This is a genomic window from Caulobacter sp. 05T431 (genome assembly GCF_056665975.1).
In genome coordinates, this window is sequence record NZ_JBFTKU010000013.1 from 66,092 (window position 1) to 91,982 (window position 25,891).

Below are 25,891 nucleotides of genomic sequence, written 5' to 3' on the forward strand. Positions count from 1 at the left end.
CTACCCCTGCCAATAGTCTTTGGCGGCCAGCAGAGCCCGATAGTCGTCGCTGGTCACGCCCACCATGATGCGGTCCCAGAAGCGGCCGCCGCGGAAATACCAGTCGCGCTGACGGCCCTCTTCCTTCCAGCCGCACTTGCCGCAATAGACCCCGGTCGAGGCCTCGTTGTAGGCGATCATCGACCCGTCCAGGCGACGCAGGCCCAGTTCGTCGAAGGCGTAGCGCATGGTGGCCATGATCACGTCCACCCCGACGCCCCGGCCGCGCATGTTCGGATCGCCGATCATCATGCCATGGAAGGCGTTCTTGTTCTTCCAGTCGATGTCCACGAGGTTGGCCGTGCCGACCAGGCCGTCGCCCGGGACCTCGATCGCGAAGCGCTGGTTCAGCGGATCGCCGGCCAGCCGCTCGAACCACAGCTCCGTCTGGCGCAGCGAGGTGGGGAAATGCCACCCGCCCAGCATGGACCACAGGTCGGGATCGTTGCCCCACCGATGCAGGGTCGGCAGGTCCGCCTCCTCGATGGCGCGCAACGTGACGATCTTACCCTTGATGCTCATTGACCTGCTCCACCTTGCGCTGTCCCCGGTAGGCAGGGAAGAAGCCGCTGTCCACCCTGTCGGCGCTCATCGCCCGATAGGCGTCCGCGTCAAGCACCGCGCCGCACAGGCGGGCGGGCGCGACCGCGTTCGCGAAACCTCGCTTGAACCGGACCAATCCGTCGTCGGGGTTGTCGCCCACCCCTGCCCCGCCGCCGAAATTGACCACCCGGCAGTCGTCCAGGCTCCGCGCCGCCAGGTCGTTGACGGCATAGGCCGCGCCGGCGGCGTAGCCCTCGGGCGTGGACGAGGCGAGATGGCTCATGGCGTGGCCGTCGTGGGTGACGAACACGTGGGCCGACACCATCCGGTCCTCGATGAAGGCCGCGAAGGTCCGCACCCCGGGCAGGACGGCCAGCAGGGCGTGATGTTCGGGCGGGAAGACATGCGTGCCGGAAAGGCCGTGGCGCGTGACCAGCTCGCCATACAGCGCCCGCCAGGCCGGCAGGTGGTCGCCCAGGGCGATTTCCGTCGCCGTCACCCGGCCGTGGGCGCGCTTGATCTCGTAGCGGTGATGCTTGCCGTAAGCCAAAGCGCCCACTTCGCGATCGAGGACCTGGTGCGACTTGAACGGCCGCGCGAAATCGAAGGCGGTCTCCAGCGCCGAGGTCGGCGGCCCCAGGCAGTCTTCCACCACCAGCACCGCCGAGACCAGGCCTTCCGCCTTCAGCCGCGCCAGGCCGCCGGCGAGGTCTGCCTGGTCCGCCAGGACGGTCAGCGGATAGGGCCCCACGGCGTCCTCCCGCGTTCCGCAGGGCGTGGGCCGCGCCAGCACCCAGGCGTCCCACTCGGGCACGGCGATGGGTCGCCCGATATGGCCGAGCGTGGCGGCGTAGTCCTCGCGGGCGTAGGGATGGGTCATCGCAGCAGATCGTTCGCCAGTTCGGCGATTCGTGCCATGGCCGCCGCGTCGTAGCGATGATCGCATGGCAGGGTGACGAGCTGTCGGGTCCAGCCGGATTCGCGGGGGAAGGCCTCGGCCGGCGCGGCGATCCGCGGCCAGTGCACGGCGGCGAACACCCGAAGGGCGTGCAGGCCGGCCAGCAACCGGTCACGCGCCTCCGGCTCCAGACGCAGGACATAGCCCAGCGGCGGCGCCCCCGGCTCGGCGGGCAAAGCCGACCAGGCCCGCAGCGCACGATCAAGGACGTTCCAATTGGCGTGGCGCGACGCCGCCAGTCCATCAAGGGAGACCTCCGCCAGGATCGCCAGGCTCTCGGCGGTCATGGCCTGGTCGCCGACCCCCATGGCCACTTCCTTGGCCTGGTTGGCGGCGTGCCAAGCGGCGTTGTCGCGGCCTTCCGGATCGGCGGCGCGCAGCCGAGGCGCGCGCCACAGGGTGTCGGCGTCCGCCGCCGCTGTGGGCTGGGGCGGGTCCTGGCCCGCGTCGGGCGCGACCAGCAGGCCGCCGTCGGCCACGCCCAGCAGCTTGCGGGGGCTGAACAGCAGCCAGGCGCCGGGGAGCGGCGGGCCGGCGTCCAGGGCCTGGGCGCGATCCTCGACGAACCGCAGGTCCGGACGTCGGGCGGCGAACGCCCGCGTCTCGGGTCCCAGCGGCAGCCCGAAATGGGCGACGAACACGACCAGGTCGCCGGGACGGACCCCGGCCTCGATTTCGGTCAGGTCCGGCCTGAAGCCCTCCAGCACCGGATAGAAGCGCGTCCGGGCCGCCAGGGCGGGGTCCAGGAGATCGCCGCAGACGAAGGCGGGCAGCCAGATCGAGGCCGTGGGCCAGGTCCGCGCCAAGGCCGAGAAGGCGGAGCGCGCATTGACGAAGGCGCTGTAGGGACGCCCGCCGGTCCAGGCGGCGAGCAGGGTCGGCGAACCGACGGCCGTCTCGGCGTCGTGGCGTTCGAAGAACCCGCCGATCGGCCGGAAGGACGGCTCGGCTGGCGTGCCGGCGGCGGTCACCGGGCGGTGTACCCGCCGTCGACGAGGTAGGTTCCCCCGTGGCACGATCCCGACTCGCCGCCGCACAGGAAGGCGACCATCTGGGCCACTTCCTCGACGGTGACGTACTTCTGCAGCGGCAGCGACTTGGACGCGTCAGCCCGCCCCGCCGCGCGGGCCGGGTCGCGGGCGGACAGCGCCTCGTCCAGACGCCGCATCATGTTCGAGGCGATGGGGCCGGGACACACCGCGTTGACCCGCACGCCGTGTGGGCCGGCTTCGAGGGCCGCCGAGCGGACCAGACCGATCACCGCGTGCTTGCTGGCCGTGTAGGCGCCCAGGTTCGGACCGCCGACCACGCCCGAGATGGACGACAGGGCCACGATGCTGCCCGCGCCTTGGGGCTTCATCACCCGCAGGCAGGCCTGCATCGCATGAAGGCAGCCCTTCACATTGACCGCCATGACCTGGTCGAAGGCGTCGCCGTCGATCTCCTCGATCGGGGCGACGGGGCCCTCGATCCCAGCGGCCAGGACCGCCGCGTCGAGGCGGCCGAAGCGCTCCACGGCGAGCCGCACCGTTTCGTCCACGGCGGCGCGGTCGGTGATGTCGGCGGCCTGGAAGGCGACCTCCGGCCGGGCCAGGAAGCGCTCGGACGGGGGCGTGCGATCGCTCAGGACGACCCGCGCCCCGCGTTGCAGGAGCAGGTCGGCGCAGGCTTGGCCAACGTCGCCGGCGGCGCCGGTGATCAGGACCACGCGGCCCTCCAGGCTCGACATCTAGGCCTCGGCCAGGGCGCGGCCCAGGGCGGCGGCGATCCGGCGGATCTCCGGTACGCTGAGGTCGATGGCGAAGGGCAGACCCACGACCGAGGCGCCCAGGCGGTCGGTGTGGCGAAGGTCGCTATGGCCGCAGTCGGCGAAGGCCGGGCTGACATGGCACCCGCGGCCCCACCACTGGCGGGTCCCCACGCCCTCGGCTTCGAGCGCCGCCGCGACGACGTCGGCGGAGCCGTCCGGCACGCGGACATTGCAGACGCTGGTCACCCATTCCGAGCCCCAGCCGGGCTGGAAGCGCGCCTTGGGCTGATCGATCAGGCTGATGCGCAGATGCTGGGCGGCGCGGGCGAATTGCAGGCGGTCCGCCTCCCAGGAATCGAGCGCCGCCAGGCCCACKGCCGCGGCGTATTCGGAAAGCTTGGCGTTGGTGGCGGGAACCTGGCTCTCGCGGCTGCCTTGGAAGCCGAAGGTCGACAGCTGCCGCACGCGCAGGGCCAGGTCGTGGTCTTCGGTGACCAGGAAACCGCCCTCGCCCAGGCCCAGCGCCTTGGTGGCGTGCAGGCTGACCACCGCCGGCAGGTCTGCGTCGCGTAGGGCGTCAAAGGCGGCGGCCGCGTCCAGCAGGACCGCAACGCCGGTCTCCTCGCGGAACCGGCGCCAGGCGGCGAGATCGCCGAGGGCCCCGAAGGCGCAGACGGGGATCACCGCGATCAGGTGTTCGCGTACGGCCGCCGGCAAGTCGGCGATCGCGTCGGGCGTCATCATCCAGGTGTCGGGATCGACGTCGACGAACCACGGGCGCAGACCCGCCTGGACCACGGCGTGGGCGGTGGCCACGAAGGTCCAGGCCGGGATGGCGACGTAGCCGTCCGCCGGCAGGTCCATGGCGTTCAGCGTCAGGCTCAGGGCCTGGGTGGCGTTGGCGACCGTCACCACCTCGGCGCCCGCCGGGAACCGCCCGGCCAGGCGTGCTTCGAACTCCGACAGCAGCGGCCCGAAGTTCGAATACCAGCGCGCGGTGTCGATCCGCTGCAGGTACGGAAAGATCGCTTCCGCAGAAGGCAGGCGAGGACGAGCCACCGGCACGGCCGCCAGGACGGACGGCCCAGCATGGGTCGTTGCTTTATGGACGAGCAAAACAGTTCCTCCGACGTCCGGCGATGCCAACACCATCATGGTTAACGGCGCGTTAGGAGGCGGCGCCGCTTCGGATTTCGGAGGCGGCGTCGGGTCGTGGAAACCGGCCCGTCTGTGCGGGCGGGGGCGACCGGATTCCGACAAGATAGATTTGTAACCCTCTGAAATAACTGATGTATCATTCTGACGGCGTCGCCACCGTCGCATTCGCCCACCCCGCAGCCCCTTCCCGAATGGGACAAAAGGCCGCGTGGCGGTCGAAAGCGCCGCCGGCCCTAGCCTCCCGGGTGCAGCCCCGGCGCTTCCTGGCCCGTGCGGGTGACATATTCCGTGTAGCCGCCGCCGTACTGATGGACGCCTTCGGGCGTCAGTTCCAGCACGCGGTTCGACAGGGCCGCCAGGAAATGGCGGTCGTGCGAGACGAAGAGCATGGTGCCCTCGAAATCCGCCAGGGCCGCGACCAGCATCTCCTTGGTCGCCATGTCCAGGTGGTTGGTCGGCTCGTCCAGCACCAGCAGGTTCGGCGGATCGAACAGCATCTTGGCCATGACCAGGCGCGCCTTCTCGCCGCCGGACAGGACGCGGCAGGGCTTTTCGACATCATCGCCGGAGAAGCCGAAACAACCCGCCAGGGTGCGCAGCGCGCCCTGGCCGGCCTGCGGGAACGAGCGCTCCAGGGATTCGAAGATCGTCTCCTCGCCGTCCAGCAGGTCCATGGAATGCTGGGCGAAGTAGCCCATCTTGACGCTGGCGCCGACGTTGACCGTGCCCTGGTCGGGCTTGGCGTCGCCGGCCACCAGCTTCAACAGCGTCGACTTGCCGGCGCCGTTGGCGCCCAGGACGCACCAGCGTTCCTTGCGCCGCACCAGGAAATCCAGGCCCTCGTAGATCGGCCTGTCGCCATAGCCCTTGTGGACATCACGCAGGTTGATCACGTCCTCGCCCGACCGCGGCGGGCTCTGGAACTCGAACTGCACCGTCTGACGACGGCGCGGGGCCTCGACGCGTTCGATCTTGTCGAGCTTCTTGACCCGGCTCTGGACCTGGGCGGCGTGCGAGGCGCGCGCCTTGAACTTCTCGATGAACTTGATTTCCTTGGCCAGCATGGCCTGCTGGCGCTCGTACTGCGCCTGGCGCTGCGCCTCGCCCAGCGCGCGCTGCTGGTCGTAGAAGTCCAGATCGCCCGAATAGGTGATCAGCGCGCCGCCGTCGATCTCCACCACCTTGCCGATGATGCGGTTCATGAAGGCGCGGTCGTGCGATGTCATCAGCAGCGCGCCGTCGTAGTTCTTGAGGAAGGCCTCGAGCCAGATCAGGCTTTCCAGGTCCAGGTGGTTGGAGGGCTCGTCCAGCAGCATGCCGTCGGGCCGCATCAACAGGATGCGGGCCAGCGCCACGCGCATCTTCCAGCCCCCGGACAGCAGGCCGACGTCCCCGTCCATGCGTTCCTGGCTGAAGCTGAGGCCGGCCAGCACCTCCCGCGCCCGCGCTTCCAGCGCGTAGCCGTCCAGTTCCTGGAAGCGCTCCAGCACCTCGCCGTAACGCTCCATGACGGCGTCCAGCTTCTCCGCCTGATCGGGATCGACCATGGCCGCCTCGAGTTCGGCCATCTCGGCGGCCAGGGCGCTGACGGGGCCGACGCCGTCCATCACCGCGGCGACCGCGCTCTGGCCCGACATCTCGCCGACATCCTGGCTGAAATAGCCGATCGTCATGCCGGGTTCGATGGCGACCAGCCCGTCGTCGGGTTGTTCCTGGCCGGTGATCATGCGGAACAGCGTCGTCTTGCCGGCGCCGTTCGGGCCGACAAGGCCGACCTTCTCGCCCTTCTGGATGCCCATCGAGGCTTCGATGAACAGGATCTGGTGGCCGTTCTGCTTGGAGATATTGTCGAGGCGGATCATGCGGCGTCTGCTAACGCGGGCCGCGCCAGAACGCCAGCCTTAGAGCCACTCCAATTCCAGGCGCGGTGATTGGTCGCCCCGCCCCAGGCGGCCGCGGATACGAAAAGTCGACGCGGCCTGCTGTGGGTTGGCCGTTGTCGTGCGTCATGCACGGTGAGAAAAACCTCTTGAACCCGGGCTCGCGCCCATGGGGCGGGATCGTGCGACCAGTCATCGAACCAGACCTCAACAGACTGGACCGCCGCTATCGGCCGGCGCTGATGGCGTTCTTCATGCGCCGCGCCGCCAGCCACAGCGACGCGGAAGACATGACCCAGGAGCTGTTTGCCAAGCTGGCGACCGCCCAGTCCGGTCCAAGAGAGACCGGCGAAGTGGACAACGCCGACGCCTACATCTTCCAGATGGCCGCCAACCTGCTGCGCGACCGGGGCCGGCGCGAGCGGGTGCGGGCCAACTATCGGGCCAGCGTGCGCGCCGGCCCCGGCGACCTGGAGCCGCTGGACCCCGCCCGCGTGCTGCTGGGCCGCGAGAGCCTGGGCGAGGTGTCCGACGCCCTGCGCGAACTGCCCGAACGCACCCGCGCCATCTTTCTTCTGTTCCGTCTGGAAKGCATGAAGCAATCCGAACTCGCCGCCCTGTACGGCGTCTCTGTCAGCGCGGTGCAAAAGCACATCCTCAAGGCCATGACCCATCTGACCCGACGCGTGAGGGCCGGCGAATGACCGTGATCTCCCCCGAAGAGCGGCTGGAGGCCGCCCGCGAGCAGGCCGCCCTCTGGTGCGTGCGCCTGGCCGACGACGAACTGACTCCGGCCGAGCACGACGAGCTTGAAGCCTGGTTCCGGGCCGATGACGCCCATCGCGGCCTGCTGGACGACGCCGTCATGGTCTGGCGCGCCGTCGAGGAGCAGGCCGCCGCGCCGGGCCTGATCGCCCTTCGCCGCGAAGCGCTCGAGGACCTGCGCCGCGCCCAGCACGGCCGCTGGGCCCGTCCCGGCCGCCGCCGGGCGATGTGGACGGCCCTGGCGGCCTGCCTCGTGGCGGCCGTCGTCGGCGGCGTCGCCTGGCGCGCCGGCCTGCCCGACGTCTACCGCACCACCGAGGGCGAGCGGCGCATCGTCGAGCTGGCCGACGGCTCGCGCGCCTCGCTCGACAGCGCCACCGTGCTGAAGGTCAAGTACGAGCGCGGCCGCCGCCGGCTGTGGCTGGACAGCGGCCGKGCCAAGTTCTCGGTGGCCAAGGACCCGCTTCGGCCGTTCTCGGTGGCGGCCGGCGACAAGCTGGTGGTGGCCACCGGCACGGTGTTCAGCGTCGAGCGCCTGACCGGCCAGATGCGGGTGGTGCTGTACGAGGGACACGTCGCCGTGCTGGACGACAAGACCGGCCGCGCTGACACCGCCGTGCCGGTCAAGATCGACGGCACGCCCGCCGATCGGCTGCTGACCCCCGACCACGAGTTGGTCACCTCGACCCGGACGAACGCCACGGTCGTCAGCCAGCTGGATCCGGTCCGCGCCAAGGCCTGGGAGAACGGCCAGCTGGTCTTCCAGGACGAGCCCATGGACCTGGCCGTCGAGCGGGTGAACCGCTACGCCCGCGACAAGCTGAAGATCGGCGACCCTGGCGTCGCCCAGCTGCGGATCAGCGGGGTGTTCACCTCGGGCGACACCAGCGCCTTCGTCGACGGGGTGACGGCCGTGCTGCCGGTCCACGCGGTTGCGGCCAACGGCGTGACCGTGCTGAAAATCGACCGCGGTCAAAAAAATTCCGCGCCGTCCGGTGTGTCTTCGACGAGCTGAGGCGTCTCACTTTCCAAAGCGCCGCAATCAACGTCGGCGCATCAAGGGAGGGAAGACAATGCGCAGAATGTTCGACCGTCGTCTGGCTTGGGGCTCCACCGCCGCCGCGGCCCTGATGCTGCTGGCCGCCCCCGTCGCCGTACACGCCCAGCAGCAGCGGACCACCTACAGCTTCGACATCCCGGCCCAGGACCTGAGCAGCGCCCTGCGCGCCTTCGGCCAGGCGTCCGGCCAGCAGCTGGCCTTCGACGAGGCCAGCGTGCGCGGCAAGCGCGCCCCGGCCCTGAACGGCGCCTACACCGCCGAGGCCGGCCTCAAGCGCTTGCTGAACGGCACGGGCCTCAGCGCCCAGCCGACCGCCAGCGGCGTCTACGCGATCCGCGCCAAGACCCTGCTGGTGGCCACCAGCGCCCAGACGAGCGCCCAGCCCGCCACGGCCGTCGAACCCGAACCCGAGACCCCGGCTCAGGTCGAGGAGGTGATCGTGGTCGGCACCCCCGGCGGCAAGGGCATCGACAAGCTGGCCGCCAGCTTCGCGGTCACCACCGTCAACGCCGACGACATCACCAAGGCCTCGCCCAAGAGCACCGCCGAGCTATTGACCCTGGTCCCCGGCGTCTGGGTCGAGACCTCCGGCGGGGTGGCCGGGGCCAACGTGTTCGTGCGCGGCTTCCCCGCCACCGGCGACGCCGAGTTCCTGACCATCCAGCTGCAGGGCTCGCCGATCTATCCGCCCTCGACCCTGTCGTTCCTGGAGAACAGCTCGATCTTCCGGGTCGACGAGACGATCTCGCGGATGGAGGCCCTGCGCGGCGGCCCCAACCCGATCTTCTCCAACGGCCAGCCGGGCCTGACGACGAACTTCCAGCTGAAGGAAGGCGGCGAGGACACCCACGGCCTGATCAAGCTGTCGACTTCCGACTACGACCTGCGCCGCGTCGACGGCCTGATCAGCGGCAAGCTGGCCGACGACCTCTATTTCATGGTCGGCGGCTACGCGACCACCTCGCCCGGCGTGCGCGACACCCAGTTCGACAGCGAGGTGGGCCAGCAGTTCACCGTCAACATCACCAAGCGGCTGGAGCGCGGCAAGATCAACCTCTACGCCCGCTATACCGACGACCACGGCGCCTGGTACCTGCCGTTCGCGATCAACGTGCCCGGCGTCGACAAGGGCACCTACACCCAGATCGGCGAGGCCAGCCGCTTCCACACCCTGCAGGTCAACGCGGCGGGCGCGACGCGTAATTTCGACCTGGCCGACGGCCGGGGCTTCAAGGGCTACATCGCCGGCGGCGGGTTCGAGCACGAGTTCGGCGACGGCTGGAGCGTGCGCGACCGCTTCAGCCTGACCGACGGCGACGCCAACACCTACGGCCTGGTGGGCGACGGCGCGGCGATCACCGTCGCCTCGCTGAACACCGTGGTCCCCGGCGCGATCAAGACCCGCGGCGGCGCCACCCTGGCCTCGACCGACTACGTGCAGAACTGGGGCGCCTGGATCGTCGAGAAGAAGATCAAGGCGGTGACCAACGACCTGTCGATCGCCAAGACCCTGGGGACCCACCAGCTATCGGCTGGCTACTACGCCTCAAGCTTCAAGTCCGACGACTTCTGGACGCTGGGCAATGTCGAGCCGATGCAGGTGAAGGCCAACGGCGAATACCTGGCCGCCCCGGTCACCTGCGCCGACCTGGCCACGGCGGGCAGCACCTCCAGCTGCTTCAAGTTCGGCCTGACCTCGGCCGGTGACGGGCGGGTGGACGCCCTCTACCTGGCCGACTCCTGGCAGGTGATCGATCCCCTGCGCATCGACCTGGGCGTCCGCCGCGAGCGCTTCCAGACCGACTACGTGGTCGACGACGGCCCCGGCTTCCCCGACGGCCTGGCCCTGCGCACCACCGACTACAGCAACAGCAAGACCAGCTACACGGTCGGGGTGAACTACGACATCAACGGCGTGTCGGGCGTGTTCGGGCGCTATTCGCGCGGCTACAAGTTTCCCAGCTTCGACAACTTCCGCGAAGGCCTGACCGACACCCTGTCGGTCGACCAGTACGAGTTGGGCTACAAACTGCGCAGCGGACCGTTCGAGCTCTACGCCACCGGCTTCGCCAACGAGTTCAAGGGCGCCAAGTTCGCCGACGTCGGCGGTATCCAGGAGAGCAACAGCAACAAGGCCCACGGCCTGGAGCTGGACGGCCGCTGGCGCTCGGACTTCGGCCTGTCCCTGGCCCTGAACGGCACCTTCCAGAAGACCGAGATCGTCAAGTCGTCGATCCCGGCCAACAAGGGCAACAGCGCCCAGCGCCAGCCCGACTGGATGATCCGCTTCACCCCCAGCTACGACGTGACCCTGGGCTCGGTGGAGTCGACCTTCTACGGCACGGTCAGCGCCGTGGACGACCGCTTCGCCGACAACGCCAACACCCAGGTGCTGAAGGGCTACACCAAGATCGACCTGGGCGCGATCTTCGACGTCGCCGACTTCACGGTCCAGGTCTCGGCCGACAACCTGACTGACAGCCACGGCCTGACCGAGGGCGATCCGCGCTCGACCAGCGGCGCCAACGCCCGCCCGATCCTGGGCCGGTCGTTCAAGTTCAGCGTCGGCTACAACTTCTGACCGGTTCTCCCGATCAGACCGCCGGAGCCGCCCCCAGTCGGCCCGGCGGAGGGCGCGCCTCCCCCGGGCGGCTCCCGCTGGCGGATCGGGTCCCTCCCTTGGACCCGATCCGCGCTTTTCCCGTTCTTGAGCTAAAGCTTTCGCCTTCGGAGGAACGCCGTGAACCGTCGCCACGTCCTAGCCGCCTCCATCGCCTGGCTCGCCCTCGCCGCGCCCACCTTCGCCCAGATCAAGGCCAGCGAGGCCCCCTCGCCCGCCGACACCTACGCCGAGCTTTTCCACCAGGTGCAGATGCGCCGGCTGTTCCCGGACGGGAAGACCTTCGTCGACGCCACGCCCAAGCGTCCGCCCGCCGAGATCCTGGCCGCCTATCGCGCCCACGCGACCTTCACCGACGCCGAGCTGAAGCGGTTCGTGATCGCCAACTTCGTCGTGCCGCAAAGCCTGCCCGCGCCGCCGCCATCCAACGACCGCACCACCCTGAAGGCCCACATCGCCGCCCTGTGGCCGGTCCTGACCCGTCCGCCGGTCAAGCCCGTCGACGGCGACAGCGCCCTGCCGCTGGACAAGCCGTTCGTGGTGCCGGGCGGCCGTTTCCGCGAGATGTACTACTGGGACAGCTACTTCACGATGCTGGGCCTGGCCGCCGACGGCCGCCAGGATGCGGTCGAGAACATGGTCGACGACTTCGGCGGGCTGATCGACCGCTACGGCCACATCCCCAACGGCACGCGCACTTACTATCTCAGCCGCTCGCAGCCGCCGTTCTACTTCGCCATGGTTGGATTGGCCGACAAAACCGATAAGGCGCGCTTCAAGACCCGCCTGGACCTGATGCGCCGCGAGCACGCCTTCTGGATGGACGGCGAGAAGGACCTCAAGCCCGGCCAGAGCCATCGCCGCGTCGTCGCCCTGCCCGACGGCGCGATCCTCAACCGCTATGCCGACGACCGGACCACGCCGCGCGACGAGTCCTATCGCGAGGACGTGCTGACCGCCCGCGAAGTCGCCAACCGCCCGGCGGGCGAGGTCTTCCGCGACCTGCGCTCGGGGGCCGAGAGCGGCTGGGATTTCAGTTCGCGCTGGATGGCCGACGGCAAGAGCCTGAAGACCATCCAGACCACGTCGATCATCCCGGTCGACCTCAACGCCCTGCTGTACGGCCTTGAGACGGCGATCGCCCAGGGCTGCGCCGACCTGACGGACGCCCCCTGCGTCGCCGAGTTCAGCGGCCGCGCCAAGGCTCGCCAAGCCGCGATGGACGCCTATCTCTGGGATGCGCCGCGCGGGCTCTATCTGGACTACCAGTGGCGCGAGCGGACGCGGCTGGACCATCCCAGCGCCGCGACGCTTTATCCGCTGTTCGTCGGGGCCGCGAGCGCCGACCAGGCCAAGGCCGTGGCGGCGACGACCCGCGCCCTGCTGCTGGCGCCCGGCGGCCTACGCACCACCACGGCCTCGACCGGCCAGCAGTGGGACACCCCCAACGGCTGGGCCCCGCTGCAATGGGTGGCGGTGTCGGGCCTGCGCCGTTATGGCCAGGAGGACCTGGCCAAGGATATCGGCGAGCGCTGGCTGGCCACCGTGGCCCGCGAGTACCAGGCCAGCGGCAAGATGCTGGAAAAGTACGACGTCGAGGAGGTCAAGGCCGGCGGCGGCGGCGAGTACCCGCTGCAGGACGGCTTCGGCTGGACCAACGGCGTGACGCGGGCCTTGCTGGAACTTTACGCCTCGCCGTGAGGACGCCGGGAGCGGTCCACCACGCGATGGCGGACGGCTCCCGGATTGACAGCGCCACCGAGACCATCGCCGCAGCCGGAATCCGGATTCCGGCCGGGAATCCCGGCGCGCACCACCCAGCGACTAGGGGAGTGGCGTTCGGGGTTTCAACCCATGGCCCCCCTTAGACCGCCGCCCGATCATCGCCGCGCTGTATCGTCGATCAGGTCGAGAGCGTGGCGTGATGACTTCATCCCTCCGCACGGCGTTTCTGTGCAGTTCGATGCTGGCTCGGGTCGGCGGCCTGGAGCGACGCAAGCACGCCGCATCGCCGGCGTCTCCCCGACGCCTGGCGATCGCCCTGTTCGGCGCCGCCCTGACGGCGATGGCGACGCCGGCCCTGGCCCAGTCCGCCCTGCCCTCCGGCGGCGCCTTCGTCCGCGGCGAAGGCCAGATCAGCCAGACCGCGCCGGACGTGATGACGATCACCCAATCCAGCCAGCGCGGCGTGATCGACTGGAGCAGCTTCTCGATTTCCAGTCCCGGCCAGGTCAACATCCTCAACGGCCAGGGCGCGACGCTGAACCGGGTGCTGGGCGGCCAGGTTTCGCGGATCGACGGGAGCCTGACCGCCACCGGCTCGGTCTATCTGATGAACCCATACGGCGTCGTCGTTGGGGCCGGCGGGCGCATCCTGGCGGGCGGCAATTTCGTCGCCACCACCAAGGAGACCAACCTCGACGGCTTCATGGCGGGCGGCCCCCTGGTCTTCTCCGGCGGCTCCCAGGCGTCGGTGATCAACGAAGGGTCGATCGTCTCTCGCGGCGGCGACGTGGTGATGATCGCCAGCACGGTCGCCAATCGCGGAACGATCGAGGCGCCGAACGGCCGGGTCAGCCTGGTCGCCGCCGACGAGGTCCTGCTGGCCACCACCGACCGCAGCGACGGCGGCCTCTATGTCGCGACCGCCTCGGGCGGCGGCGACGTCACCCAGGAGGGGCGCATCCAGGCGGCCGCGGCGACGCTGCAGGCGGCCCACGGCAACATCTACACCCTGGCCGGCAATCGCGACGGCCTGGTCCAGGCGACCGGGACCGAGCGGATCGACGGCCAGCTGTGGCTGACCGCGCCGCAGGGCTCGATCACCGTCGGCGGGGTCCTGTCGGCGGTCAACGCCGATGGAACGGGCGGCAAGGTCGTCGCCAATGGTCGCGACGTGACCGTGGCGTCCACGGCGCGGGTCTCGGCCGTCGGTTCGTCCGGCGGTGAAGTGCTGATCGGAACCTCGGCTTTCGGCGGGACGGACCTGGCCCGGACCACGACGATCGCGTCGGGCGCGACGATCCTGGCCGGCGGCCCCTCGGGCGGCGGCCGCATCGAGACCTCGGGCAAGACCGTCTCGATCGGCGCGGCGCGGATCGACGCCGGACGCGGCGGGACCTGGCTGCTGGACCCCGACGACCTAACCATCGACGCGGCGGCGGCGGCGACCATCTCGTCCTCGCTCGACGGCGGCAGTAACGTCACCCAGGCCACCACGGCCGGCGGGACGGGCGGCAACGGCGACCTCACCGTGGCCTCGGCCATTTCCTGGACCGGCTCGGGCGAGCTGACGCTCAGCGCCTATCGCGACCTGGCCATCAACGCGGCGATCAACGGCGGCGGCATGGTGACGCTGGAAGCGGGCCGCAACGCCACCATCGCCGCCCCCCTGGCCGCGACCGAGGTGCAGACCGGGTTGCCCGCCTTCCAGGGTGTCGGGGGGACCCTGACCATCACCTCCGGCGGATCGGTGACCGCCACCAGTGGAAACCTGGCCCTGGCGTCGGGCGCCTTCGTCAACCAGGCCGGCGCCGGCGCGCTCAGCGCGACGGGCGTCTGGTACGTCGTGAGCCAAGATCCGACCACGACCACCCTCGGCGGCCTGACGCCGGACTTCTATCAATACGACATTGTCACCAGCAGCAGCCCGGCGACGACGGGCAACGGCGTGCTGTATCGCGCCGCCCCGACGGTCAGCGTCACCCTGGGGACCGTCACCAAGAGCTATGACGGCACGACCACGGCCACGCTGGACGACGGCAACACCACGGTCACCGGTCTGTTCGCCGCCGACGACTGGACGCTGGACGGCGTCTATTCGACCAAGAACGCCGGGACCGGCCTGACCGTCACGACCAGCAACTTCCAGATCACGGAGGGCGGGATCCCGGTCTACGGCTATGCGTTCGCCGCGCCCGTGCCGACCTCGACGGCCGGCGAGATCACTCCAGCCGTCCTTACGGCCAGCATCATCGGCACGCCGACCAAGACCTACAACGCCACCACCAGCGCCACCCTGACCGCGTCAAACTACCAGCTGACGGGCGTCGCGGCCGGCGAGACGATCACGATCAGCGGCCTGACGAGCGAGGACTACGATTCCGCCAACGCCGGCGCGCGCACCATCACCGCCACCCTGACCACCCCGGACTTCGTCGCCGGCTCGGGCGTGGACCTCAACAACTACGTCCTGCCGACCAGCGCCAGCGGAGCGGGCCTGATTAATCCCGCCACCCTGACGATCAGCGGGCTCACGGCCAATAACAAGGTTTATGACGGCAACGCCGTCGCGACGGTCAACACAGCGGGCGCCAGCCTGTTCGGCGTGATCGGCGGCGACAGCGTCACCGTCGATGGCTCGGGCGCGACCAGCCTCTTCCCCAGCAAGAACGTCGGGACCAACCTGGCGGTCACGGTGTCCGGCGTGACGCTAACCGGGGCCAGCGCCGGCAACTACGTGGTCACCCAGCCGACCGGCCTGGTCGCGGACATCACTCGGGCCACGCTCACGATCTCGTCGGTCACGATCAACGACAAGGTCTACGACGGAACGGCGGCGGCGACCGCCGACACGAGCTCGGCCGTGCTGACCGGCAAGATCGCGGGCGACGACGTCACCGTCACCGCCTCGGGTCTATTCTTCGCCTCAAAGGACGTCGCCCAGAACATTCCCATCTTCGCCACCGGCGGCGTGATCAGCGGCGCGGACAGCGGCAACTACCGGGCGGTGGTCGCCGGCTCGGTGACGGGCGACATCACACCCCGCCCGGTCACGATCACTGTCACCGGGACGCCGACCAAGATCTATGACGGCACGACGGCCGCGCGGCTGTCGCCGTCCGACGTGGTCATTTCCGGGCTGGTCGCCGGCGAGGGCCTCACGGTCACCCAGTCGTCGGGCGCGACCTACGCATCGAAGGACGCCGGCTCACGGGCGGTGACCGCCAACATCTCGGCCTCGGACTTCCAGGCCCAGCCGGGCACGCTGCTGTCCAACTACCAGCTGCCGGCCACGGTCACCGGGATGGGGCTGATCAACCCGGCGCCACTGGACATCGAGATCGTCGGAAACCCCACCAAGCCCTACGACGGCAATTCGAGCGCCGGCCTGGGCCCCTCGAACTTCCAGGTCGAAGGCTTCGTGCCCGGCGAAGGCGCGACGGTCACCCAGACCAGCGGCCAGTACAGCTCGGCCGACGCCGGCCTCTGGACGGTGTCGACCACCCTCGACGCCAGCGACTTCGCCCCCGACGCCGGGACGCTGATGTCCAACTACGTGATCCCCTCCCCCGTGACGGGGTTCGGCACCATCACACGCATCGACGTGGATCCAGGCTTCCTGAACGCGGCGATCACCGGCAACCCGACCAAGACCTATGACGGCACGGTCCTCGCGACCCTCAACCCCAGCGACTACACGATCACCGGCTTCATCCCGGGCGAGAGCGCGACGATCACCAAGACGACGGGGACCTACGCCGACAAGAACGCGGGCCAGAAGCCCGTCTATGTCTCGCTGGCGCCGACGGACTTCGTGGCCGGCCCCGGCACCAATCTCGACAACTACAACCTGCCGACCGAGGCGACGGGGATCGGCACAATCCTGCGGGCCCAGCTCACGGCGGCGATCATCGGCAACCCCACACGGGTCTACAACGGCTCCACCAACGCGTTCCCGCTGTCATCCAACTACCAGGTCAACGGCCTCGTCGGCTCGGAAACGATCAGCATCACCGCCTCGTCGGTGGTCGCCAACTACGACAGCAAGAACGTCGGCGCCCGGACCCTCACCACGCCGCTCGCGCCCAGCAACTTCGTCTATGCGAACGGGGCGCTGAGCACGAACTACATCCTGCCCGTCCAGGCGATCGGACCGGGCGCGATCACGCCCGCCCCGCTGGTGGTGCTCAGCGCCCGGGCGCTGAACAAGGTCTACGACACCACCACGGCCGCCCCGCTGGACGTCAGCGTCGCCAGCCTGTCGGGCCTGATCGCTGGCGATACGGTCACGCTCAGCACCAGCGGCGCGGTGGGAACCTTCGCCACACGGAACGTCGGCAACGGGATCGCGGTCACAGTCGTTGGCATGACCCTCGGCGGCGCCGACCTGGCGAACTACCAGTTGTTCCAGCCCACGGGCCTGACCGCCAACATCACGCCCGCGCCCCTGGTCGTGGCCAACATCACCGCGTTCGACAAGACCTATGACGCGACCACCGCAGCGACGCTGGATATCTCCGCCGCAGCGCTGCAGGGCGTGCTCGGCTCCGACTCCGTCGCCCTCGGCGCATCCGGCGTGGCCGGGGCCTTCCGACAATCCAACGTGGGGACCAATCTGGCCGTCAACGTCAGCGGCTTCTCGATCAGTGGCGCCGACGCCGGGAACTACAGCCTCAGCCAGCCGTCGGGCCTGCTGGCCGACATCAACCGCGCCATCCTGACCGGCTCCATCATCGGCAACCCGACCAAGACCTACAACGGCTCGACCCAGGCGACCCTGACCGCCGCCAACTACAGCGTGACCGGCTTCGTCGCCGGCGAAGGCGGTTCGATCGTCCAGGCCTCGAACGCCCGCTACAACGTGGCCGACGCGGGCTCGCGGACCGTGCTGGCCGACGTGGTGGTCTCGGACTTCACGGTCAACGCCGGCACCAGCCTGGCCAACTACCAGCTGCCGACGACGATCTCGGGACCGGGCACGATCAACCGGGCCACCCTGCTGGCCGCGATCATCGGCAACCCGACCAAGGTCTATGACGACACCACCGTCGCCACCCTGACCTCGGCCAACTACAGCCTCAGCGGCTTCGTCGCCGGCCAGGGCGCCACGGTCAGCCAGACCGTCGGGACCTACGACAGCGACAATGTCGGCGCCCGCATCGTGACCGCCAGCCTCGGCGCGCCCAGCTTCACCGGTGTCGGCGCCACCAACCTGGCCAACTACAACCTGCCCACCACCGCCAGCGGCGGCGGCACGATCACCCCGGCCAGCGTCCAGGTGATCAACGTCAGCGCCCAGGACAAGGTCTATGACGGCAACACCGGCGCCATCCTGAACAGCGGCGCGGCCGCCCTTTCCGGCGTGCTGGGCGCCGACGTGGTGACCGTGGTGTCCGGCGGGGCCAGCGGGACCTTCGCCAGCAAGAACGTCGGAGTGAACATCCCGGTCACCGCCATCGGCTACGCGATCGGCGGGGCCGACGCGGGCAACTACACCGTGGTGCAGCCCACGGGCCTGTTCGCCGACATCACCGAGGCGACCCTGATCCTGGCTTCGGTGACCAAGGTGTACGACTCCACCCTGGCGATCCCGACGACTAACGGGGCCTACGGTCTTTCCGGCGTGATCGGCGGCGACACCGTGGCGGTCAACGCCGCCGGGCTGTCGGGCGCCTATGCCGACAAGAACGTGGCCACTGGCATCGGCGTCACCCTTTCCGGCGTCAGCCTGACCGGAACGGACGCGGCCAACTACACGATCGCGGCGACCACGACGAACGCGCCCATCGGCATCATCACCCCGGCCTCGCTGCAGGTGATCGGGGTGCTGGCCAATGACAAGGTCTACGACCAGACCGCGACCGCGATCCTGAACAACACCGGGGCGGGCCTGACCGGCGTGCTCGGCTCCGACGACGTCACCCTGCAGACGGGCGGCTCCAGCGGCCAGTTCTACAACGCCGGCCTGACCGCGCCGGACGCCAACGCCGGCGTGGGCAAGCCCGTGGTGGCGGTCGGCTACAACGTCACCGGCGTCGACGCGGGCAACTACACCGTCACCCAGCCCCAGGGCCTGACCGCGACCATCACGCCGGCCCCGATCAGCCTCCTGGCCGTGACCAAGATCTATGACGGCTCGACCGCCCTGCCGACCGCGAGCTCGGGCTACGCCTTCAGCSGCGTCTATGCCGGCGACACCGTCACGGCCAACACGTCGGGCCTCTCGGGCGCCTATGCCGACAAGAATGTCGCCGGGTCTCTGAGCGGCGGGACCGTGATCGGCGGGATCAACGTCACGCTCAGCGGCCTGAGCCTGTCGGGCAGCAGCGCCGGCAACTATTCGATCTCGCCGACCGTGACCGCCCAGCCGATCGGGATCATCACGCCCAAGACGCTGACGGCCAGCATCATCGGCGACCCGACGAAGGTCTACGACACGACGACCGCCGCGACGCTGGCCTCGGCCAACTACGACCTCACCGGCGTGGTGGCCGGCGAGACCATCACCGTCACCGAAACGGCGGGCGTCTACGACAGCAAGAACGCCGGAGCCCGCACGGTGACCGCGACGCTCGACGGCCTGGACTTCACGGCCGGCGGCGGCACGTCCCTGGCGAACTACACCCTGCCCACCACCGCCTCCGGCGCGGGCCACATCACCCCAGCGCCGGCCACCGTGGTCGGCGCGGTCGCCAACAGCAAAATCTATGACGGCACGACGACCGCGACGCTCGACAACAGCGGGACCACCCTGGGCGGCCGCCTGGGCGTCGATAATGTGATCCTGGTCAACACCCCGACCGGCCTGTTCGCCGATCCCAATGTCGGAACCGCCAAGCCGGTGACCACCACCGGCTACGCCCTGAGCGGACCGGACGCCGGCAACTACATCTTGCAGCAGCCCAACTATCTGACCGCCAACATCTCCGCCGCCCTCATCGCCCTGTCGAAAGTGACGCGCATCTACACGTCCGGCGTCGAGCTGCCGACCAGTTCGAGCGCCTACACCCTGGCGGGCTTGATCGCGGGCGACGACGTCAGCGTCGACACCTCGGGGATCGCGGGCTTCTACGCGAACAAGAACGTCAACACCGGCATCGGCGTGACGCTCACCGGCCTTGCCTTAGGCGGCGCCGATGCGGGCAACTATTCGATCGGCGCCAGCCTGACCAACGCCCCGATCGGCGAGATCACCCCGGCCACCGTCTCCCTGGCCGGCATGCTGGCCAACACCAAGACCTATGACGCCACAACCGTCCTGACCCTGAACAACGCCGGCACGGTCGTGGTCGGCACGTTGGGCGTCGACGACCTGGACGTCGACAGCGCCGCCTCGACGGCCAGCTTCCCCTCGGCCAACGCCGGGACCTATCTGGTCAACGCCAGCGGCTACGTGCTGACCGGCGTCGACGCCGGGAACTATATCCTGACCCAGCCGACCGGCATCCCGGCTACGATCGATCCCAAGGCGCTAGCGGCGGCGATCATCGGCGATCCGACCAAGACCTATGACGCGACTACCGCCGCCAGCCTGGCGGCCGGCAACTACGACCTGGTCGGCTTCATCGCCGGGGAAGGCGCCACCGTCACCCAGACCGTCGGCGCCTACGCCTCCGCCGACGCGGGCGCGCGCCTGGTCACCGCGACCCTCGCGGCCGGCGACTTCACGGCCAATGGCGGGACCCTGCTCAGCAACTACGTCCTGCCCACCACCGCCGCGGGCCTGGGTCACATCAACCAGGCCAGCCTGACCGCCGCCATCATCGGCAATCCCACCAAGACCTACGACGGCACCACCGCCGCCACCCTGGCCTCGACGAACTACCAGCTGACCGGCTTCATCGCCGGACAGGGCGCCAGCGTCGGCCAGACAAACGGGACCTACAGTTCCGCCAACGCCGGAGCCCGCACGGTCACCGCCGGCCTCTCCGCCGGAGACTTCACCGCCAACGGCGGTACGAACCTGGCCAACTACGTCCTGCCCACCACCGCCAGCGGCGCGGGGACCATCGGTCAGGCGACCTTGACGGCGTCCATCGTCAATGACCCGACCAAGACCTACGATGCGACCACCGCCGCCATCCTGGCCTCGCTCAACTATCAGCTCACGGGCTTCGTCGCCGGCGAAGGCGCCAGCGTCACCCAGACCGTCGGCGCCTACGCCTCGGCCGACGCCGGCCTTCGCAACGTCAGCGCGACGCTGGGCTCCAGCKACTTCACGGCCAACGGCGGGACCCTGCTGGCGAACTACGTCCTACCGACCACCGCAGCGGGCCTGGGCCACATCAACCAGGCCAGCCTGACCGCGGCCATCATCGGCAACCCCACCAAGACCTACGACGGGACCACCGCCGCCACCCTGGCCTCGACCAACTACCAGCTGACCGGCTTCATCGCCGGCCAGGGCGCCAGCGTCGGCCAGACCGTCGGCGCCTACAGCTCCGCCAACGCCGGCGCCCGTACGGTCACGGCCAGCCTCTCCGCCGGAGACTTCACCGCCAACGGCGGCACGAACCTGGCCAACTACGTCCTGCCGGTCAGCGCGGCGGGTTCGGGGACCATCGACCCCAAGGCTCTCACCGCCTTCATCATCGGCGTCCCCACCAAGACCTACGACGCCACCACCGACATCACCCTGGCTCCCGCCAACTACCGCCTGGCCGGCTTCGTCGCCGGCGAAGGCGCCGGCGTCAGCGAGACGGCGGGCCAGTTCTCATCGCCCAACGCCGGCGCGCGCCTGGTCACCGCCACCCTGGACGCCGGGGACTTCACAGCCAACGGCGGAACCTTGCTGGCCAACTACGTCCTGCCGACCACCGCCACCGGGGCGGGGCTGATCCGCAAGAAGCAGCTGGAGGCGGTGATCCTCAGCGATCCCACCAAGATCTATGACGGCAACCAGGACGCGGTGCTGACCACCTATCTGCTGACCGGCTTCGTCTCGAGCCAGGGCGCCATCGTCACCCAACCGACCGGCGTCTACGAAAGCGCCAACGCGGGGACCCGTCTCGTCTCCGCCCAGTTGGGCAGCCCCAACTTCCAGGCCAACAGCGGCACCTCCCTGGGCAACTACATCCTGCCGACCCGGGCTGAGGGGGTCGGGCACATCACGCCCAAGTCCCTGGCGGCCCTGATCATCGGCAACCCGTCGAAGCTCTACGACGGATTGACGGCGGCCAGCCTGACAGCGGCCAATTACCAGCTGACCGGCTTCATTGCGGGCCAGGGCGCCACCGTCGACCAAACCGTCGGGACCTACGCCAACCCCAATGTCGGCGTGCGCGCCGTGACCGCCAGCCTGACGTCCAGCGACTTCACGGCCAATGGCGGCACCCTGCTCAGCAACTACGTCCTGCCCACCACCGCCCTCGGCACGGGGACCATCGGCCAGGCGACGCTGGTCGCCATCCTGAACGGCGTCTTCAAGACCTACGAGGGCACGACGGGAGCGGTCCTGACGTCCGCGAACTACACCCTGACCGGCTTCGCCGCCGGCGACGGCGCCAGCATCACCGAGACGGTCGGGACCTACGGCTCGGCGAACGCGGGCCTTCGCCTGGTCACCGCCGACCTCGACGGCGGGGATTTTGTCGCCAGCGGCGCGACCGACTTGTCCAACTACGTCCTGCCTGTCCAGGCCACGGGCACGGGACGGATCGACCAAGCCGCCCTGACCGCGATCATCGTCGGCGATCCGACGAAGACCTACGACGCCACGACCCTGGCGAGCCTGACCTCGGCCAACTACCTGCTGACCGGCTTCGTTTCGGGCCAGGGCGCCACGGTCGGCCAGACCGCCGGCGCCTACGCCTCGGCCGACGCTGGCGCCCGCCTGATCACCGCCACACTCGGCGGCGGCGACTTCACCGCCCAGTCCGGAACCCTGCTGAGCAACTACGTGCTGCCGACCTCGGCCGCGGGCCTGGGCCACATCGATCCCAAGACCCTCCTCGTCGCCTTCGCGGGTGTGACCAAGACCTATGACGGGACCACCGCGGCGACGGTCGCGCCCGACAACTTCCTCGTGACCGGTTTCGTGGCGGGCCAAGGGGCCACCGTGACCGAGAGCCAAGGCTTCTACGCCCAGGCGAACGTCGGCCTCCACGCGGTGACGGCCAATCTGGACGCCAGCGACTTCAACGCCGCCAGCGGCACGAACCTGGCCAACTACGTGCTGCCGACCAGCGTCAACGGTCTGGGCCGGATCGACCCGGCGGTGCTGGTCGCCCAGCTCAACGGCGTCTCCAAGGTCTATGACGGCAACGCCGTCGCCGCTCTGACCTCCGGGAACTACATCCTGACGGGCTTCGCGCCCGGCGAAGGCGCTGTCGTCACCGAAACCATCGGCGCCTACGGCTCGCCCAACGCCGGCCTGCGCACTGTGAGCGCCGTCCTGGAGGCCGGCGACTTCACCGCGACCGGCTCGACCCTGCTGTCCAACTACGTGCTGCCCGCCACGGCGGACGGCCTGGGCCAGATCGACAAGGCCTTGCTGGCCGCGGCGATCGTCGGCGGACCGGCCAAGGCCTATGACGGCACGACCGTCGCGACGCTCGCCTCGGCCAACTACCAGCTGACGGGCTTCGTCGCCGGCGAAGGCGCCGAGGTGACCAAGACGACCGGCGTCTACGACGACAGGAACGCCGGCCCCCGCACGGTGAGCACCGGCTTGGCGGCGACCGACTTCGCGCCCGGCGGCGCGACCCTGCTCGACAACTACGTCCTGCCCACCAGCGCGTCCGGCGCAGGGCGCATCGATCCCAAGGTGCTGGCCGTCGCCCTGACCGGGGTTTCCAAGACCTACGACGCCACGACCGGCGCGACCCTGATGTCCGGCAACTACGTCCTGACGGGCCTGGCGTCCGGCGAGAGCATGGCCATCGGCCAGACAGTCGGGACCTATGACTCCCCGAACGCCGGCCCCCGCACGGTCAACGCGACGCTGGCCACGGCGGACTACACCGCCGGAGCCTCGACCTTGCTGTCGAACTACGTCCTGCCCACGGCCGCGACCGGCGCGGGGACGATCAACCGCGCGCCCCTGGCCGCCGTGATCATCGGCAACCCCACCAAGGACTACGACGGCAACACGACCGCGAGCCTGACCTCCGGAAACTACCAGCTGACCGGCTTCATCGGCGGCCAGGGCGCGACGGTCACCGAAACGATCGGCGCCTACGACTCCGCGGATCCCGGAACCCGGACGGTGACCGCGATGCTCGGCGCCGACGACTACAGCGCTGGCGCCGGGACACTGCTGTCGAACTACGACCTGCCGACCTCGGCCTCGGGTCCCGGCGAGATCATCGCGCCGCCCGGGCCGCCGGGATGCCCGACCGCGCGGGCGGACGCCTGCAACACGGTGTTCAACCTGGCCCGCTCCGTCGGCAATCCGCGCTTCTACGTCCCCTACCCCGTCGCCGGCGGCCTCTATCAGGGGCGCACCAACGGCCTGGGCGACCTGCCCTCCAGCTTCGAGATTTCCCTGCCGGTCATCGAGGGCAACGAGGCGATGATCTTCGGCGGCGCGCCGGTCGCCAACTCGACCGAGGACGTCCTGCTGCTGGGCGACCGCCAGACCCGGTGGAGCCTGCGCTTCGTCGCACGATCCGCGCCCTTCGAAATCAGCGAGGCCCAACCTTGAAGCCCTACTCGAAGTCGCCCGCGCGGTGGGCGGCGATGATCGTCGCCCTGGCCGCCTCGGCGCCGCTCGTCGCGCGGGCGCAGGACTTCGAGCGCGTGATCCCCCGGCCGCCCCAGCCGACGACGCCGCCGCCCGTACAGCCCCCACCGGCGGCCTCCCCGCCCAGCCAGGACCAGACGGTGCTGCTGCCGCGTCTGGAAGGCCTGGTGTTCGTTCCCGATCCGGGATCGGTCCAACCCGCCGGCGTCGCGCCGCCGCCCACCGGCCTGGCGTCCGCCGATCTGCCGCTGCTGTCGGCGCCGGCCTTTACCCGGCAAGTGGCGGACTATCTCGGCAAGCCCCTGACCCGCGCCGATCTCGACAAGATCACCGCCCTGGTGCGGGCCACCTACCGCAAGGCCGGCCGACCGTTCATGGACGTGACGGCACCGCCGCAGAACGTCCAGAACGGCGTCGTCCAGATCGTGGTCACCGAGTTCCGCGTCGGCGAGGTGACCATCACCGGCAACCGCCACTTCTCGGCGGAAACGGTGCGCCGGCTGGGCGGATTGGACAGCGGCGAGCCCCTGACCCTGGCCCGGATGCGCGGCGCGCTGGACGCCTACAACCAGAACGCCTTCCTGACCGTCGACGCCGTCCTTCGCCCCGGCGCCGAGACCGGACTGAGCGATGTGGCCTTGACCGCCCACGACCGGTTCCCGTTCCGCGTCTACGCCGGCTACGACAACCAGGGGGTCACGACCCTGGGCCGCGACGAATGGAACGTGGGTTTCAACTGGGGCAACGTGTTCGGCCGCGGCGGGACCTTCTCGTACCAGTTCACCCAGAGCTTCTCGGGCCGCTACACGTCCCACTCGTTCAGCGACGTGGTCCCGTTGGTGGACGGCGACCGCCTGCTGTTCTTCGGGGCCTATGCGATCCAGAAGCCCCGCGTCGCCCGCGAGTTCGGCAGCAAGGGCCATTCGGGCCAGTTCAGCGCCCGCTGGGCACATCCCGTGGTCGGTCCCGGGCCGATCAAGCAGACCCTGCAGCTGGGCTTCGACTACAAGCGCGTCGACAACACCTTGGAATTCCTAGGCTTCCGGCTGCTCGACACCGACGTCGAGATCGTCCAGTTCCCCGTCATCTACAGCCTGACCGCCACCGACCGCGCCGGCCAGACCGACCTGGAGAACCTCGCCGTGCTCTCGCCGGGCGAGCTGGCTCCGCACAACGGCGACCGGGAAATGCGCCTGCTGGTCCCCGGCGGCGACGCCACCTACGCCTATGACCGCTTCAGCGCCACCCGGACCACGATGCTACCCAAGGGCTTCACCTGGATCGCCCGCGGCGTGGCCCAGATCGCCAGCGGCAACCTGCCCTACAGCGAACAGCTGGCGGCTGGCGGCATCGGCAGCGTGCGGGGCTACGACACCAACATCGCCCTGGGGTCGAACGGCGTGATCCTCAGCACCGAGATGCGCTTTCCGACCATCCGGGTGGGACAGGCGCTGGGTCGGCCGGGGCTGGACGACCGCCTGCAGCTGGGCGTGTTCGTCGATTACGGGAAATTCGAGCAGCCCACGGATTTTCCGGATCTCGCCGACGAGGCGGAACTGGCCAGCCTGGGATTCAATCTCCGCTACGTCGTCGACCGCTACTTCGCCCTGCAGCTCGAGTTCGGCTCGCAGCTGAAGCCGGCGCCCGGCGAGGCCCACAAGGCCAGCCAGTTCGCCGTCTCAACCTCGATCGGCTTCTAGGGGAACCCTGGCG

General features: G+C 69.6%; 12 protein-coding genes. 6 read left to right on the forward strand and 6 right to left on the reverse strand.

What is annotated here, in order from left to right; translation table 11 throughout:
- The 6 genes from AC1U89_RS13530 to abc-f form a co-directional block, all read right to left on the reverse strand.
- A complete protein-coding gene (locus AC1U89_RS13530) occupies window positions 1-561 on the reverse strand; it encodes a GNAT family N-acetyltransferase (protein ID WP_479900210.1) in 561 nt (186 codons plus the stop codon).
- Window positions 545-1,462, reverse strand: a complete 918-nt coding sequence (locus AC1U89_RS13535; protein ID WP_479900211.1) for a hypothetical protein — start codon at window positions 1,460-1,462, stop codon at window positions 545-547. The genes AC1U89_RS13530 and AC1U89_RS13535 overlap by 17 nt, the downstream gene beginning before the upstream one ends.
- Entirely contained in the window at window positions 1,459-2,511 is a 1,053-nt protein-coding gene (locus AC1U89_RS13540; protein ID WP_479900212.1) for an aspartate aminotransferase family protein, read from the reverse strand. Before AC1U89_RS13540 ends, AC1U89_RS13535 begins: the two co-directional genes overlap by 4 nt.
- Window positions 2,508-3,269, reverse strand: coding sequence for an SDR family NAD(P)-dependent oxidoreductase (locus AC1U89_RS13545; protein ID WP_479900213.1), 762 nt, complete (start codon window positions 3,267-3,269; stop codon window positions 2,508-2,510). Before AC1U89_RS13545 ends, AC1U89_RS13540 begins: the two co-directional genes overlap by 4 nt.
- Window positions 3,270-4,349, reverse strand: coding sequence for a DegT/DnrJ/EryC1/StrS family aminotransferase (locus tag AC1U89_RS13550; protein ID WP_479900214.1), 1,080 nt, complete (start codon window positions 4,347-4,349; stop codon window positions 3,270-3,272). It lies immediately after the preceding gene.
- Window positions 4,350-4,681: 332 nt separating this feature from the next.
- Entirely contained in the window at window positions 4,682-6,310 is a 1,629-nt protein-coding gene (gene abc-f, locus AC1U89_RS13555; protein ID WP_479900215.1) for a ribosomal protection-like ABC-F family protein, read from the reverse strand.
- Window positions 6,311-6,510: 200 nt separating this feature from the next.
- On the opposite strand from abc-f, the gene AC1U89_RS13560 reads away from it, so the two are divergent.
- The 6 genes from AC1U89_RS13560 to AC1U89_RS13585 all read left to right on the forward strand — a co-directional run bounded on the left by AC1U89_RS13560 (window position 6,511) and on the right by AC1U89_RS13585 (window position 25,878).
- Window positions 6,511-7,032: an RNA polymerase sigma factor gene (locus AC1U89_RS13560; RefSeq protein ID WP_479900216.1), complete on the forward strand. Its 522-nt coding sequence runs from the start codon at window positions 6,511-6,513 to the stop codon at window positions 7,030-7,032.
- Window positions 7,029-8,108, forward strand: coding sequence for a FecR family protein (locus AC1U89_RS13565; RefSeq protein ID WP_479900217.1), 1,080 nt, complete (start codon window positions 7,029-7,031; stop codon window positions 8,106-8,108). Before AC1U89_RS13560 ends, AC1U89_RS13565 begins: the two co-directional genes overlap by 4 nt.
- A 67-nt stretch (window positions 8,109-8,175) precedes the next feature.
- Window positions 8,176-10,734 (forward strand): TonB-dependent receptor, encoded by a 2,559-nt coding sequence (locus AC1U89_RS13570; protein ID WP_479900218.1) that lies wholly within the window; start codon window positions 8,176-8,178, stop codon window positions 10,732-10,734.
- A 159-nt stretch (window positions 10,735-10,893) separates the two neighbouring features.
- Window positions 10,894-12,474 (forward strand): alpha,alpha-trehalase TreF, encoded by a 1,581-nt coding sequence (gene treF / locus AC1U89_RS13575; RefSeq protein ID WP_479900219.1) that lies wholly within the window; start codon window positions 10,894-10,896, stop codon window positions 12,472-12,474.
- A 223-nt stretch (window positions 12,475-12,697) separates the two neighbouring features.
- The gene (locus AC1U89_RS13580) at window positions 12,698-24,139 is read left to right on the forward strand and encodes a YDG domain-containing protein (RefSeq protein WP_479900220.1); all 11,442 of its coding nucleotides are present in this window, start codon (window positions 12,698-12,700) and stop codon (window positions 24,137-24,139) included.
- A complete protein-coding gene (locus AC1U89_RS13585) occupies window positions 24,136-25,878 on the forward strand; it encodes a ShlB/FhaC/HecB family hemolysin secretion/activation protein (RefSeq protein WP_479900221.1) in 1,743 nt (580 codons plus the stop codon). Before AC1U89_RS13580 ends, AC1U89_RS13585 begins: the two co-directional genes overlap by 4 nt.
- Window positions 25,879-25,891: the final 13 nt, after the last annotated feature.